Source organism: Stenotrophomonas mexicanensis (genome assembly GCF_032911605.1).
In the GTDB taxonomy this organism is placed as follows: Bacteria; Pseudomonadota; Gammaproteobacteria; order Xanthomonadales; family Xanthomonadaceae; genus Stenotrophomonas; species Stenotrophomonas maltophilia_A.
Genome location: NZ_JAWJTG010000010.1, coordinates 23,917 through 37,610 on the forward strand (window position 1 = coordinate 23,917; position 13,694 = coordinate 37,610).

At 65.6% G+C, this 13,694-nt stretch carries 14 protein-coding genes; 7 read left to right on the forward strand and 7 right to left on the reverse strand.

The window, feature by feature from the left end:
- Position 1 precedes the first annotated feature (1 nt).
- The 3 genes from R1L06_RS06565 (at position 2) to gcvH (ending at position 2,526) form a co-directional block, all read left to right on the forward strand.
- Entirely contained in the window at positions 2-436 is a 435-nt protein-coding gene (locus R1L06_RS06565) for an NfeD family protein (RefSeq protein ID WP_317217237.1), read from the forward strand.
- Between the two features lie 488 nt (positions 437-924).
- Positions 925-2,037, forward strand: coding sequence for a glycine cleavage system aminomethyltransferase GcvT (gene gcvT / locus R1L06_RS06570; protein WP_125895566.1), 1,113 nt, complete (start codon positions 925-927; stop codon positions 2,035-2,037).
- A gap of 93 nt (positions 2,038-2,130) precedes the next feature.
- A complete protein-coding gene (gcvH, locus tag R1L06_RS06575) occupies positions 2,131-2,526 on the forward strand; it encodes a glycine cleavage system protein GcvH (RefSeq protein ID WP_005410701.1) in 396 nt (131 codons plus the stop codon).
- Between the two features lie 292 nt (positions 2,527-2,818).
- On the opposite strand, the gene R1L06_RS06580 is transcribed toward gcvH, so the two are convergent.
- Positions 2,819-3,118: a hypothetical protein gene (locus R1L06_RS06580; protein WP_125895567.1), complete on the reverse strand. Its 300-nt coding sequence runs from the start codon at positions 3,116-3,118 to the stop codon at positions 2,819-2,821.
- A gap of 183 nt (positions 3,119-3,301) precedes the next feature.
- Between R1L06_RS06580 and R1L06_RS06585 the strand changes: the two genes are divergently transcribed.
- Positions 3,302-3,820, forward strand: a complete 519-nt coding sequence (locus R1L06_RS06585) for a hypothetical protein (RefSeq protein ID WP_032130057.1) — start codon at positions 3,302-3,304, stop codon at positions 3,818-3,820.
- Positions 3,821-3,939: 119 nt separating this feature from the next.
- On the opposite strand, the gene R1L06_RS06590 is transcribed toward R1L06_RS06585, so the two are convergent.
- Positions 3,940-4,833 (reverse strand): LysR family transcriptional regulator, encoded by an 894-nt coding sequence (locus R1L06_RS06590; RefSeq protein ID WP_317217238.1) that lies wholly within the window; start codon positions 4,831-4,833, stop codon positions 3,940-3,942.
- 114 nt (positions 4,834-4,947) lie between these two features.
- Between R1L06_RS06590 and R1L06_RS06595 the strand changes: the two genes are divergently transcribed.
- A complete protein-coding gene (locus R1L06_RS06595) occupies positions 4,948-5,706 on the forward strand; it encodes an SDR family NAD(P)-dependent oxidoreductase (protein WP_032130070.1) in 759 nt (252 codons plus the stop codon).
- Positions 5,707-5,813: 107 nt separating this feature from the next.
- On the opposite strand, the gene R1L06_RS06600 is transcribed toward R1L06_RS06595, so the two are convergent.
- Positions 5,814-7,211 carry a serine hydrolase domain-containing protein gene (locus R1L06_RS06600; RefSeq protein WP_317217239.1) on the reverse strand — a complete coding sequence of 466 codons (1,398 nt, stop codon included), beginning with the start codon at positions 7,209-7,211 and terminating at the stop codon, positions 5,814-5,816.
- 334 nt (positions 7,212-7,545) lie between these two features.
- On the opposite strand from R1L06_RS06600, the gene R1L06_RS06605 reads away from it, so the two are divergent.
- Together R1L06_RS06605 and R1L06_RS06610 are read left to right on the forward strand one after the other, a co-directional pair.
- Positions 7,546-8,826 (forward strand): NTP/NDP exchange transporter, encoded by a 1,281-nt coding sequence (locus R1L06_RS06605; RefSeq protein WP_317217263.1) that lies wholly within the window; start codon positions 7,546-7,548, stop codon positions 8,824-8,826.
- A gap of 77 nt (positions 8,827-8,903) precedes the next feature.
- Positions 8,904-9,251, forward strand: a complete 348-nt coding sequence (locus R1L06_RS06610) for a DUF1304 domain-containing protein (protein ID WP_049463540.1) — start codon at positions 8,904-8,906, stop codon at positions 9,249-9,251.
- A 29-nt stretch (positions 9,252-9,280) separates the two neighbouring features.
- On the opposite strand, the gene R1L06_RS06615 is transcribed toward R1L06_RS06610, so the two are convergent.
- From R1L06_RS06615 to R1L06_RS06630, 4 genes are all read right to left on the reverse strand, one after another.
- Positions 9,281-9,664, reverse strand: a complete 384-nt coding sequence (locus tag R1L06_RS06615) for a hypothetical protein (protein WP_317217240.1) — start codon at positions 9,662-9,664, stop codon at positions 9,281-9,283.
- Between the two features lie 27 nt (positions 9,665-9,691).
- Positions 9,692-10,171: a hotdog fold domain-containing protein gene (locus tag R1L06_RS06620; RefSeq protein WP_121504652.1), complete on the reverse strand. Its 480-nt coding sequence runs from the start codon at positions 10,169-10,171 to the stop codon at positions 9,692-9,694.
- A 75-nt stretch (positions 10,172-10,246) separates the two neighbouring features.
- On the reverse strand, positions 10,247-12,724 hold the full coding sequence (locus tag R1L06_RS06625) for an acyl-CoA dehydrogenase (RefSeq protein WP_032130064.1): 2,478 nt from the start codon (positions 12,722-12,724) through the stop codon (positions 10,247-10,249).
- Positions 12,721-13,638: an alpha/beta fold hydrolase gene (locus R1L06_RS06630; protein ID WP_317217241.1), complete on the reverse strand. Its 918-nt coding sequence runs from the start codon at positions 13,636-13,638 to the stop codon at positions 12,721-12,723. The genes R1L06_RS06625 and R1L06_RS06630 overlap by 4 nt, the downstream gene beginning before the upstream one ends.
- Between the last annotated feature and the right edge of the window lie 56 nt (positions 13,639-13,694).

Consider the following 13,694-nt stretch of genomic DNA (forward strand, 5'->3'; position numbering starts at 1 on the left):
CATGCGCTGGGAAGTCGTCGGTTGGGGCGCGCTGGCGCTGCTGCTGTTCGCGGCCGAAGCGCTGGCGCCGGGTGCGTTCATGCTGTGGATCGGCATTGGCGCGGCGGCAGTGTTCGTACTGGTTGCGGTGTTCAGCGACATTCCACTGTTGTGGCAGGTGATCGCCTTCGTCCTGCTGAGTGTGGTCTCGATCCAGTGCTACCGGCGCTGGGGGAGGCCGCGGGCACGGCCCAGCGATGCGCCGTTGCTCAACCGCCGTGCCGAGCAGCTGGTCGGCCGGGAGGTCGCATTGCAGCAGGCCATCATCGGCGGCCAGGGGCGGGTCAGCATCGATGATGCGTCCTGGCAGGTGAGTGGACCGGATCTGCAGGCCGGCAGCCTGGTGCGGGTGGTGGCGGTGCAGGGCAGCACGCTGGTGGTCGAAGCGGTGGCCTAGGGGTTCCCTGCCAACGGCGGAGCCCCTCGTGGGTGGTCGCGGAAGGCGGTTCATGTGTTTGGGTCGGGCGGGTTGGGTTCGCGGGACACGCCGTAGACCCCGCTCCGCGGTCCGGCCCAGCCGCTGGCGGCTGCGCGTTCGGTCGCTTGCGAAGCAGTGCTTCGCAAGCAAAGCGCCCTCACCCATGGGGGCTCGATGGCGCCATCCATGGCGCCAACGGTCCCGCGAACCCAACCCGCCCGGCCCCCGACAGTTTCCGTGCGCGTCCAGCCCACGGAAAAAGAAAAAGAGCAAAGAGCAAAAGCACTCGCTCCGACCCGCCCAGGCCGAGTCAATCCAGAGCCGATGAACTCAGGCTTTGCGCTCCAGCTGTAGAAAGCGGCGCCGGCCGCAGGCCGGCCAAACACCCCGCTGCGCTGCGGCGCGACCTGCGGGCGACCGATCTGGGATAATGGGGATTCTTGTTTCCTCTGCTGCCGGACCCGGTCATGACCCAGAAGACGCTGCTCAACGATACCCACCGCGCCCTTGGCGCCAAGATGGTCGATTTCGGGGGTTGGGACATGCCCATCCACTACGGCTCGCAGCTCGACGAACACCACCTCGTTCGTCGCGAGTCGGGTGTGTTCGACGTCAGCCACATGACCGTGGTCGACCTGCGCGGTGACCAGGTCAAGCCGTTCCTGCGCCGCCTGCTGGCCAACTCGGTCGACAAGCTGAAGGTGACCGGCAAGGCGCTGTACTCGTGCATGCTGAATCCGCGCGGCGGCGTCATCGACGACCTGATCGTCTACTACCTGGGCGACGATTTCTTCCGCATGGTGGTCAATGCCTCCACCCGCGAGAAGGACCTGGCCTGGCTGCGCGAGCAGGCTGCACCGTTCGGCGTCACCGTCGAGCAGCGCCCGGACCTGGCCATCCTCGCCGTGCAGGGCCCGCAGGCGCGCGACATCGTGATCGGCCTGGCCCGCGAAAGCGATCGCGCAGCGCTGGCCAAGCTGGGCCGTTTCGCCGCCCTGCAGGTGCAGTCCGATGACGGCGTCGAACTGTTTGTCGCCCGTACCGGTTACACCGGCGAAGACGGCTTCGAAATCCTGCTGCCGCAGGACGCCGTGGTCGCGTTCTGGAACCGCCTGCTGGCGGCGGGCGTGAAGCCGGCCGGCCTCGGCGCACGCGACACGCTGCGCCTGGAAGCCGGCATGAACCTGTACGGCCAGGACATGGACGAAGAGATCAGCCCGTACGAAGCGGCGCTGGCCTGGACCGTGTCGCTGGACGAAGGCCGCGACTTCATCGGCCGCGAGGTGCTGGAAGCGCAGAAGGCTGCCGGCACCGCCCGCCAGATGATCGGTCTGGTGATGGACGAGAAGGGCGTGCTGCGCCATGGTCAGGCGGTGACCACCGCCGGCGGCCAGGGCGAGATCCTGTCCGGCACCTTCTCGCCGACCCTGGCCAAGGGCATCGCCTTCGCCCGTGTACCGGCCGGTGAACTGGGCGAGGTCACCGTCGACATCCGTGGCCGGCAGGTGCCGGTGCGCGTGGTCAAGTTCCCGTTCGTGCGCGAAGGCCAGGCCCAGCCCGGCGTGCTCGCCGACGCCTGATCCGAAACTGCCGATCGTCACTGACAGCAGTGGCGGCCGGTTGGTTACACTAGCCCCGTTTTTTCCACCCCTGCATATCTCTGGAGCAGTCCCATGAGCGAGATCCCCGGCGACCTCAAGTTCCTCAAGTCCCATGAGTGGGCCCGTGTCGAAGGCAATGGCCGTGTCACCGTCGGTATTTCCGACCACGCCCAGGGCCTGCTGGGTGACCTGGTCTACGTCGAACTGCCGGAAGTCGGCGCCGACGCAAAGGCTGGCGAGCAGATCGCCGTTGTCGAGTCGGTGAAGGCCGCCTCGGACGTCTACAGCCCGATCAGCGGCAAGGTCGTCGAGGTCAACTCGGCGCTGTCCGACAAGCCGGAAACCATCAATGAAGATGCCTACGGCGAAGGCTGGATGTTCGTGGTCGAACTGACCAACGCTGAAGAGGTCAACGAACTGCTGGATCCGGACGCGTATGCCGAAGCCCTGGAAAACGACGACCACTGAATCGTCACTTCCGGGTTCTGGAACGGCCACCTTCGGGTGGCCGTTTTTGTTTTGGCGAGTGCGTCGGACTCATGACGGCGGGTTCGCTCTGCACCCTCGGCGTGGCATCAGCCGACAGACGAACGGTGCCGATCAGCGTGCGCAGTTTTGCGCAAATCCGCGTTTCCGCCCCGCGCCGAAGCGATCGAATGTGAAAACTTTTCGCCCCCCGTTGCGGCCCCGTTGTGCTGGCGTCGGCGACGGTGCGGGTGACCATCGGTGATGCACGTGCGCTGTTGTCCGGAACATGTGCCTATCTGCGCAGAGTGCTTATTTCAAGTGTTTTTTGTTCAGAGAGCGCATCGACTTCGTCGTATGCGGCGCGCGTGCGCGCCGCTTCAATGGTCGTTGCAGGGCGCGCACGGCGGTGGCGAGGGCGGCGTCCGGGATGGCGCGGATGTGAAAATTTTTCGCGGGGGTTGTTGACAGTAAAAAAAACCGTGATTAGGTTTCGCCTCAGCAGACCTTGCCTGCCCAACCGAGTGCGCAGAATCAATCGTCCGATGCGAAGCAGCCCCTTCAAGACCACCGCGACCCTGATGACGGTGGACATGGCCCCGCTTCCCCCGGAGAAATGCAAGGCAACTCCCGTTCCGATGTCCGCTCCGCCGATCGAGGCGGGCATTGCCGCATCCGTAACGGCGCGCCTGACGCGCCGGCGGTCCCCGCACGCAGCATCCGCGGGTTTGATCCACCTGGGCGTTTCAACTCCCTATCACTGACGAGGAGCCATCCCATGGCAACCAAGAAAGCTGCGAAGAAGAAGCCCGCCGCCAAGAAAGCGGTGAAGAAGGTCGCGAAGAAGGCCGCTGCCAAGAAGGCAGTGAAGAAGGTCGCGAAGAAGGCGACCGCCAAGAAGGCAGTGAAGAAGGCTGCGAAGAAGGTCGCCAAGAAGACCACTGCGAAGAAGGCAGTGAAGAAGGCGGCGAAGAAGGTAGCCAAGAAGTCCACTGCCAAGAAGGCCGTCAAGAAGACCGCGAAGAAGGCCGTCAAGAAGGTAGCCAAGAAGGCCACCAAGAAGACTGCCAAGAAGGCAACGGCCCGCAAGCCGGCCAAGAAGGTCGCGAAGAAGGCCACTGCCAAGAAGGCTGTCAAGAAGACCGCCAAGAAGGCAGTAAAGAAGACCGCGAAGAAGGCGACCAAGAAGGCTGCCCCGAAGAAGGCAGCGAAGAAGGTTGCCAAGCGCAAGCCGGCCGCCCGCAAGAAGAAGGCTGCTCCGGTCGCTCTGCCGGCAACCCCGGCGCCGCTGATCTAAGTACTTCCCGATAGCCGCATCCTGAAACCCCCTTCCCTGACTGCCCAGCGGGGAGGGGGTTTTTTTATGGGCCGTTTGCAGGGTCGAGCCGTGCTCGACTGCTTTTCTGACGGTCGACGCTAGCGGTGCGGCGCCGGTGGAAAGCGCTCCACCAGGAAGTCCAGGAAGCTGCGCAGGCGGGTCGAGTGGTAGCGATCGTGGGCGTAGACCACGTGCATCGGCCGACCGGTCTGGCCGAACTCCGGGAACAGCTGCACCAGGCGTCCGGTGTCGATGTCGGCAGCCAGCAGCAGTGCCGACTGCAGCACGATGCCCAGCCCGTGCAGCGCTGCCGTGCGCAGCGCTTCGCCGTTGTTGATCTGCAGCCGGCCGCCGGGCACACGCTCGAGTTCGCCAGCATCGGCCTGCAGCCACTGTGCGAGTGCGCTCGGTTCGAAGGACAGGCACTGATGCAGGGCGAGGTCCTGCAGGCTGCGAGGCATGCCATGCCTGGCCAGGTACCCCGGCGATGCGCACATCATCAAGCGATACGGTGCCAGCGCACGCGCCACCAGCATGCTGCTGTCGGCCAGCGTGCCGATGCGCAGCGCCGCTTCGAAACCCTCCTCGGCGAGGTCGACAACGCGGTCGCTCAGCGTGACTTCGACCCGGACATCCGGATGGCGCGCCATGTATTCGGCCAGTGCCGGTACCAGTGCGTGCGTGCCGAAGATCACCGGCGCACTGATGCGCAACGTGCCCGCCGGTGCCAGCTGCTGGTGCTGCGCCTGCGCGTCCGTTTCTTCCACCAGCCGCAGGATCTCCCGGCAGCGGGTGTAGTAGTCCTCGCCGAAGGGCGTCATGTGCTGGCGCCGGGTGGTACGGCTCAACAGCTGCATCCCCAGCCGTGCTTCCAGCGCACGCAGGTGCTTGCCGGCCATCGTCGCCGAGATATCCATCGCCGCCGCAGCAGCGCTGAGGCTGCCCTTGTCCACGATCAGCACGTAGACCTGCATGCTCTCCAGCAGATTCATCTGACACCCCGGGTGTTGAATGCTGAAACCTGCGCGGAGTTTATCAATCAGGGGTGATCAAACAGCATGTACTGCACGGGCCGGATGTACCGGCTGGTGGATTGGGAGAACATCGTGGATCTGGGGCTTGAAGGGCGTACCGCGCTGATCACCGGGGCGGGCAGTGGCATCGGTGCCGGTGTGGCCAGGCTGCTGGCGGCACAGGGAGTACGCATTGCGATCAGTGCACGGCGTGCCGAGCCGCTGCATGCATTGGCGGCGGAGATCGAATCTGCAGGCGCGCCGGCACCGATCGTCCTGTTGGGCGACCTCACCGATGCGGAGCAGGTACGCCACATTGCGGATGCAGCCTCGGCGGCACTGACGCGTGTCGACATCCTCGTCAATGCGGCTGGAGGAGGCCGGCCGACCACGGTGGATGCGGGGGACGATGTCTGGGAGGAAGCCATGGCCTTGAACTTCTCTTCGGCACGACGCCTGACCCAGGCACTGCTGCCGGCGATGCAGGCGCAGGGCTGGGGGCGGGTGATCAACCTCAGCGGTTCAATGGAACCGCGCGCGGTGAATGCTGCCACGGCGGCGAAGGCGGCGTTGCATCTGTGGAGCAAAGGGCTGTCGTCGGCGCTGGCCTCACAGGGCATCACGGTCAATGCAATCGCGCCGGGACGCATCAACAGTGCTCAGATCCGGGACCGCCTGCATCCAACCGAGGAAAGCCGGCGTGAGTTCATCGAACGCAACATTCCGATCGGGCGTTTTGGTGATCCGGAGGAGGTGGCGCCGCTGGTGGCCTTTCTGGCCTCGCCCTTGGCCGGCTACATCACCGGCGCGGTGATTCCGGTGGATGGCGGCATGCACTACTTCGCGCATTAGCCTTCCGTTTGTAGAGTCGAGCACTGCTCGATTGCTTTGCTCTACAACTGCCAATAAAAAGGGCGACCCGCAGGCCGCCCTTCGCACACACGGTGAAGCCCGCCAACTCAGCGCGGCGAGGCCACCGCACGGTTGCTCGAAGCACCCTTGCCCTTGCGCTTGTCCTGCTGCGCCGGGCTCGCGCCCTCGGCCATCAGGTTGTCGCTGCCGAAGTCGGTGTCCAAGTCCAGCCAGCGCTGCGTCGGCAGGCCGAGCGCGGAATCGAGCACCGTCGGCAGCAGGCCGCTGGGCAGGCCGCTTTCGCCGTTCCACATGATGGCGATGCCGAGATCGCGTTCCGGCACCAGCGCGACCAGGCCGCGATAGCCCTGCACGGCACCGGCATGGAACACCACATCGTGGCCGGCGTAGTCGAAGGTGCGCCAGCCCAGTGCGTAGCCGGCCGAATGCAGGCGCTCGCGGCGCCAGCCCGAACGCATTTCGCCCGGGGTGTTGATCAGGCTCGAATGCAGGGTGGCCAGCAGCGGTGCCGGCAGCACGTCCGGGCGATGGCCGGTGTGGGCCAGCAGCCACTGCGCCATGTCGCTGGCGCTGGCGTTGACGCCGGCGGCCGGGGCGACGCGGTAGTAGGTCGGCTTCGGTGTCAGCGACACCCAGCCATTGCGGCTGCGCACGTGCGGACGCGCCCAGCGCGAGCTGGCCTGGATGCCGGCCAGGCCGAGGCTGGCATCGTTCATGCCCAGCGGCTTGAAGATGCGGCGCTCGACCGACTGCTCGTAGAAGCTGCCCGAGGCGGCATAGACGACGTCGCCGATCAGGCTGAAGGCCACGTTCTGGTAGGCGTAGCAGTCGCCCGGCAGGCACTTCAGGCTGGTATTGGCCAGCTTCTGGGTGAGTGCGTAGTACTCGGCGTTGCCTTCGATGTCGCGGTCGTAGGCGTTGTACGGCAGGCCGACGCGGTGGCTGAGCACGTCGGCCACGGTAAGGCGATCGGTCGCTTCCGGAGAGTTCAGGCGGAAGCCCGGCACATAGTCGGTGACCTTGCTGTCCCAGCGCAGCGTGCCATCGTTGACCAGCAGTCCGGCCATGGTGCCGGCGAAGGCCTTGGACAGCGATGCCAGGCGGAACACGGTGTGGGCGTCGACCGGCAGCGGGTTGTTGACATCGGTAACGCCATAACCACGTGCGCTGAGTACGCGGCCACCCTGCACGATGGCCACGGCCATGCCGGGCACACGCTCGCCATAGGTGAGTTGCTGCGCCATCGATTCGATGTTGGCCACGTTGAAGCCGGGCGCCGGCAGCTGCACCTGCGGTACCAGGCCGGTGCGGTATGCGGCGGGCTGGGTGTGGGCGACGGCGGTGGCGGCGGATTCGATGTTGGCCGGCATCGGCGGCAATGGCGGCGGGGTCTGCGCGGTGGTGGACAAGGCAACGGGCATCAACATGCCCAGCAAACCGGTGGCCGCCGAACGGATCGGACGACGCAGGCTGTTCTTTTTCATCGTGGAGACCCGTGCGCGACTGCTGATGGCGATTCTAGCGCCGCTTTTCCCTTGTGCACAAACAAAGCGAAGATGAATGCGCATCTCGTTGAAAAAGTTGGAATTTTGACGCCCCGAAAGCATGTGTCGGAACGTGTCGTCCCGGCGGGGCCGTGATACTGCGTTGCGGCGTTCTGCGTGGTTGCTGCTGGCGATGTTGCAGTGCATTGGCTAACGTACGCGCTTCACCGCCCCCGGAGCCTGCCATGCCGCTGTCCAACCGCCGTCTTCTGGCGAGGGACACCGCGTGAGCGCGGTGAAGGGCAAGGGGCCGTTGCGTGGGCTGACGGCGGCAATGCGTGAGTCGCCGGCGCTGTGGTGGTCGTTCCTGTACTTCTTCTGCCTGCTCAGCGGCTACTACGTGCTGCGCCCGGTGCGGGAGGCGATGGCCGCCTCGGCCGACCTGGAAACGGTGTTCCCGCCGATGCTGATCGCCTGGTTCGCCAGCCATGGCATCGCGCTGAAGGATTTCGTCCTGCAGTTCCTGTTCTCCTGCGTGTTCGTGATCATGCTGGTGCTGCAGCCGGTGTACGGCTGGCTGGTCAGCCGCTTCCCACGGCGGGTGTTCCTGCCGGCGGTGTATGGGTTCTTCATCGTCACCTTGCTGGGTTTCTACGTACTGTTCGACAGCGGTGTGCCGGGCCGCGGCATGGCGTTCTTTTTCTGGATCACCGTCTTCAACCTGTTCGCGGTGGCGGTGTTCTGGAGCTTCATGGCCGATGTGTTTTCCAACGCGCAGGCACGTGCCTTCTACGGTTACATCGGCGCGGCCGGCACCATCGGTGCCTTTCTCGGGCCGATCATCACCGGTGCACTGGTGCAGCGTGTGGGCATCGCCAACCTGATGCTGGTCTCGGCCGGATTCCTCGCCATCTGCCTGTTGAGCATCTGGCGACTACGGCACTGGGCGGTGCTGCGTGAGCAGGAGCAGCAGCTGGTATCCGGCGAGCAGCCGATGGGTGGCAGCGTGCTGGACGGTCTGAAACTGATCGTGCGTGAGCCGTTGCTGCGCTGGCTGGCGATCATGGTGGTGTTCGGTGTGGGCGTGGGCACCCTGCTGTACAACCAGCAGGCCAGCATCGTGCGTGCGGCGTTCAACGATGCAGGCGCTGCCACGGCCTTCTTCTCGCGTATCGACCTGGCGGTGAACGCACTGGCGCTGCTGATGCAGCTCGGCCTGACCCGCTGGCTGCTGTCGCGCCACGGTATCGCGCCGGCCCTGTTGATCCCTGGTTTTGCGATCCTGATCGGCTTTTCGGTGCTTGCCGCTTCACCCATGCCGTTGATGGTCGCAGTGGTGCAGGTGATGACCCGCGCCAGCGAGTTCGCATTGGCCAAGCCGGCACGCGAAACCATCTATACCCGCGTGGACCGGCAGTGGCGCTACAAGGCCGGTGCGGCCATCGATACCGTGGTGTACCGCGGCGCGGACCTGAGCTTTGCGTGGGTGCACAAGGGCTTGTCGCTGTTTGGTTCACATGTGGTGTTCATCGGCGGCGTGGTGGTTGCCGCGTGCATGACCGCCGCCGCATTCGGTGTGCTGCGCGAAGAAAAGAAGCTGCCGCGCGACCGCTGAGCCGCGCGGGGTCGGCTCCCTCTCCCACGGAGAGGCTCTGACCCCATCACCCCACCCATCTATCCAAGGAACCGCCCATGTACTGGATCGCCCTCGCCCTGACCCTGCTGGTCGCCCTGCTGCACGTCTATTTCCTGGTGCTGGAAATGTTCCTGTGGACGCGCCCGCTGGGCCTGAAGACCTTCCGCAACACGCCCGAGAAGGCAGAGACCACGCGCGTGCTGGCGGCCAACCAGGGCCTGTACAACGGCTTTCTGGCGGCGGGCATCGTGGTGGGGCTGGTGATCGATCAGCCGGTGCTGGTGACGTTCTCGCTGGCCTGCGTGGTGGTGGCGGGGTGCTATGGCGCCTACAGCGTGAGTCGGCGCATTTTCATGATCCAGGCCGTACCGGCCATTCTGGCGCTGGTGTCGCGAGCGCTCTGACGTGGGCGCGTGCTGGCAGGCGCCGCCGCTCAGCGGCTGATGGCGCGCATGAAGCCCAGCCACATTGGCACGGCATGCAGCGCCGCACCCAGCACGAACAGGCCCGTCAGCAGGTGTATGCGCCAGTCGTTGATGCGCAGGAAGACGAATTGTTCAAGCGCGCGGCCCACCCAGAACACCGCCATGAAACCCAGCAGGACCAACCCCAGACGAGTGTCGACCAGGTCCGGGGCAAAGATCAGCGCGATCAGCCCCATTCCCAGGAACACATAGATCACGCGCAGATTGAGGATCTGCATGATCGCGCGGTTGACCGTGCCGAGCTGGGCGAGCTCGCGTTTCCAGCCGAACAGCCGCCAGAACGCCAGATGGAAGGCGGCAAACCCCAGGCTGTGAATGCCTGCCAGGCGCACAAGCAGTTCAGCGGTCGTCATGGTTGATCAGCCTGTGCGCGGAGGGCGCGGCGATACCCACATTGCGATGGTCGCATGGAACACCTCGGTCCCTGCCGCATCGGTCACGCTGACCTTCACGGGCAGGTCGTAGCCGTCCGCAGCACTGACGATGGACAACATGGGCGTCGCCACGGCCTTCAACGTGCCCAAGGCCTTGGCCTGGTATTTCACTTCCATGCCCTTGGGGATCCAGCGCATGTCTGCCGGCAGGCTGGCGTCCACCATCACCCCGCCGACCAGCTCGGCCAGGTTGCACATCGCGATCGCATGTACCGTGCCAATGTGGTTGTTGATGCGGCGGTGCTGGCGGATCACGCCTTCGCAGCGGCCTGGCTCCAGTGCGGTGATGGTGGGCGCGATGCTGGCGAAGTAGGGCGCCTTGAAGCACACCGCGCGTGAGAACAGCCAGTTGCCGGCAGGCCAGCGCTGCAGGCGGTGGTAAAGCGAGAGCAGGGGCGTGGACATGGTTGATGTTCCGGTCGGCGGATAAAGCGACGGCGGGCCGAGGCCCGCCGTCGTGGCAACGCGTGTCGCGGGCGATCAGGCCGCCTGCGAATGCGGGTCCTTGTGCTGGCGGTCGTAGTAGCTGGCCGCGCGCAGTTCGTGGGTGTCGAAGTCGTCCACGGTGATGGTGTCCAGGGTCAGCGTACGCAGTTCTTCCAGCAGGCTGCGCTCGTCCTGGGTGATCACGCCTTCGGCCACGGCCTCGTCCAACTGGCTCTTGAAGTCCAGCGCTTCGATGCCCTTGCTCTTCAGCGCCTTCAGGAACTTGCGCTCCACCGGCTCGGCCATGATCGCCTTGCTCAGGTAGCTGTTGATGCGGCCACCCGGGTTGTTCTCGCACGGGGTCAGGAACACGCCACTGGCCAGACGGTCGCGGGCTTCATTCGGTGCCATCAGCAGGGCGGCCACGCGGCGGCTCAGGCGGTCGCCGGGGGCCTCGGCACGACGGCCCAGCGGGAAGATCAACGCCCACATCAGCCAACCGATCGGACGGATCGGGAAGTTGCGCAGCGCGGCCGACAGTGATTCTTCGATCTTGTGCACGCTGTCATGGAAGGCCCAGGCCAGCAGCGGCTGGTCGGCCTGCGGTGCGCCTTCGTCGTGGTAGCGCTTGAGCATGGCGCTGGTCATGTAGACGTGGCTCAGCACATCGCCCAGGCGGCCGGACAGCGATTCCTTGAACTTCAGCTTGCCGCCGAGGGTCATCATCGAGATGTCGGCCATCAGCGCCAGGTTGGCCGAGTAACGGTCCAGCTTGCGGAAGTAGCGGCGGGTGTAGGCGTCACCCGGGGCAGCACCGAAGCGTGCACCGGTCAGGCCGAACCAGAACGAACGCACGGCATTGGAGAGGCCATAGCGGATGTGGCCGAACAGGCTGCGATCGAACTCCTGCAGGCCGGCACGGGTATCCGGATCCTGCGCGGCCTTCATTTCCTTCAGCACCCACGGGTGGCAGAGGATCGCACCCTGGCCGAAGATCAGCAGGCTGCGGGTCATGATGTTGGCGCCTTCCACGGTGATCGCGATCGGCGCGGCCTGCCAGCTGCGGCCGGCGAAGTTGCGCGGCCCCAGGATGATGCCCTTGCCGCCGATCACGTCCATCATGTCCGAGATCACTTCGCGGCTCATGTTGGTGCAGTGGTACTTGGCGATCGCCGACGGCACAGACGGCACGTCACCACGGTCAACCGCGGCGGCGGTGGCCTGCGACAGCGCGCTGATCTTGTACGCCTTGCCGCCGATGCGGGCCAGTGCTTCTTCCACGCCCTCGAAGCGGCCGACCGACAGGCCGAACTGCTTGCGGATGCGTGCATAGGCGCCGGTCACCGCGGCACCGGCCTTGGCACCGCCACTGGCGGTGGACGGCAGGGTGATCGAGCGGCCCACGGCCAGGCACTCGTTGAGCATGTTCCAGCCCTTGCCGGCCATGGCAGCGCCACCGATCAGCTGGGTCAGCGGAATGAACACGTCCTTGCCGCGGATCGGACCGTTCTGGAACGTCGAGTTCAGCGGGAAGTGGCGGCGGCCGATTTCAACACCGGCGGTGTCGCGCGGCAGCAGGCCCAGGGTGATGCCGATGTCGCGGGTATCGCCGATCAGGCCATCCGGGTCGTACATGCGGAAGGCCAGGCCGATCAGCGAAGCAACCGGGGCCAGGGTGATGTAGCGCTTGTCGAAGGTCAGCTTGACGCCGAGCACCTGCTCGCCGTTCCACTCGCCCTTGCAGACGATGCCGTAGTCCGGAATGGAGGTGGCGTCGGAGCCGGCGAACGGACCGGTCAGGCCGAAGCACGGCACTTCGCGACCATCAGCCAGGCGCGGCAGATACTGGTCCTTCTGTTCCTGGGTGCCGTAATGCACCAGCAGTTCACCCGGGCCCAGCGAGTTGGGCACGCCGACGGTGGAGCTGACCACCGAAGACACCGACGCCAGCTTCTGGATCACCTTGTGGTGGGCCAGCGCGGAGAAGCCCAGGCCGCCGTACTCCTTCGGGATGATCATGCCGAAGAACTTGTTCTTCTTGATGAAGGCCCACAGTTCCGGCGGCAGGTCGGCGTGGACGTGGGTGATTTCCCAGTCGTTGACCATGGTGCACAGCTCTTCCACCGGGCCATCGAGGAAGGCCTGTTCTTCGGCGGTCAGCTGCGGCTTGGGATAGTTGAGCAGGATGTTCCAGTCCGGATCACCGGTGAACAGTTCACCCTCGAAACCGACCGAGCCGGTTTCCAGCGCGATGCGCTCGGTCTGCGACAGTGGCGGCAGCACCTTGCGGAACACCTTCATCATCGGGCCGGTCAGCAGCGGCTTGCGGATGAACGGCAGCAGCAGCGGCACGGCGATGACGGCCAATACAGCGGCTGCGACGATCGTGGCGGTCTGGTTGACGTAGGGAATGAACCAGCAGGCGGCCAGCAGGGCCACGCTGATCAGCGTCCAGGTAACCAGCCGCATGCGGTGGTAGGCGACGAACGCGCCTGCCAGCAGCAGGGCGAGGAAGGGAAGAACGATGCTCATGAGCGTGCTCCGGTGACGTGCTCGTTTGTGGCGGACGAAGCCGCAGCGTCTGCTGCGGGCAACACGTCCAGATAGTCCAACACAGTAGCGGTAAAGGCGTCGTTGTCATCGCCGGCGACCATGTGCGTGGCCTGCGGCAGCTGTACATGGCGCGCGTGCGGCGCCAACGCCAGGAATTCGGCCACGGTCTGCGGCGTGACCAGGTCGCTGCGACCGCCACTCACCAGCAGCAACGGGCACTTCACCTGGCGCGCGGCTTCGGCCAGTGCGTCCTGGTGCTGTTCGCTGTCGCGGGCCAGTTCGGCCACCAGGCGCGGGTCCCAGTGCCAGCGCCAGCGGCCGTGACCGTCTTCGCGCAGCAGCGCGCGCAGCGACTGCTCGGATTTGCGCGGGCGGTGCGGCATGTAGGCCGAGATCACGTCGGCGGCCTGGCTCAGCGAGGCGAATCCGTCGGGATGGGCGGTCATGAAGGCGAGGATGCGCTCGACACCGGCGGTATCCCAGCGCGGGGTGATGTCGACCAGCACCATCGCCGAGAACAGGCCCGGCCAGCGCGACTCGGCCAGCAGGCCGAACAGGCCCCCCATCGAGGCCGCAACCAGCACCGGCGGGCGCGGCTGTTCACCGGCCAGCACGATCAGGTCATCGGCGAACTGTTCGCCGTGATAGGGCAGGTCGGCGGCATTCCAGTCCGAATCGCCGTGACCACGTGCGTCATAAGCCAGCGTCTGCAGGCCGGCTGCAGACAGGGCACGCGCGGTGGCATTCCAGGCGTGACGGGTCTGGCCGAAACCGTGCGCGAACAGCACCCGGCCACGACGACCGTGGTCGCTGGCAGTGGCGGCGAGGCGGGCACCATTGGCCGCCTCCAGGTGCAGGTCATGGAACGCAGCGGGAGTAGAGGACGTAACCATACTTGCTAGTATGGATCGCTTGTGAGGGAAGTCAATACTGCATCGTATGGTGCGGT

Coding starts and splice junctions, on each gene's coding strand:
- R1L06_RS06565 (WP_317217237.1), top strand. CDS start 2: ATGCGCTGGGAAGTCGTCGGTTGGGGCGCGCTGGCGCTGCTGCTGTTC.
- gcvT (WP_125895566.1), top strand. CDS start 925: ATGACCCAGAAGACGCTGCTCAACGATACCCACCGCGCCCTTGGCGCC.
- gcvH (WP_005410701.1), top strand. CDS start 2,131: ATGAGCGAGATCCCCGGCGACCTCAAGTTCCTCAAGTCCCATGAGTGG.
- R1L06_RS06580 (WP_125895567.1), bottom strand. CDS start 3,118: ATGTCCACCGTCATCAGGGTCGCGGTGGTCTTGAAGGGGCTGCTTCGC.
- R1L06_RS06585 (WP_032130057.1), top strand. CDS start 3,302: ATGGCAACCAAGAAAGCTGCGAAGAAGAAGCCCGCCGCCAAGAAAGCG.
- R1L06_RS06590 (WP_317217238.1), bottom strand. CDS start 4,833: ATGAATCTGCTGGAGAGCATGCAGGTCTACGTGCTGATCGTGGACAAG.
- R1L06_RS06600 (WP_317217239.1), bottom strand. CDS start 7,211: ATGAAAAAGAACAGCCTGCGTCGTCCGATCCGTTCGGCGGCCACCGGT.
- R1L06_RS06605 (WP_317217263.1), top strand. CDS start 7,546: ATGCGTGAGTCGCCGGCGCTGTGGTGGTCGTTCCTGTACTTCTTCTGC.
- R1L06_RS06610 (WP_049463540.1), top strand. CDS start 8,904: ATGTACTGGATCGCCCTCGCCCTGACCCTGCTGGTCGCCCTGCTGCAC.
- R1L06_RS06620 (WP_121504652.1), bottom strand. CDS start 10,171: ATGTCCACGCCCCTGCTCTCGCTTTACCACCGCCTGCAGCGCTGGCCT.
- R1L06_RS06625 (WP_032130064.1), bottom strand. CDS start 12,724: ATGAGCATCGTTCTTCCCTTCCTCGCCCTGCTGCTGGCAGGCGCGTTC.
- R1L06_RS06630 (WP_317217241.1), bottom strand. CDS start 13,638: ATGGTTACGTCCTCTACTCCCGCTGCGTTCCATGACCTGCACCTGGAG.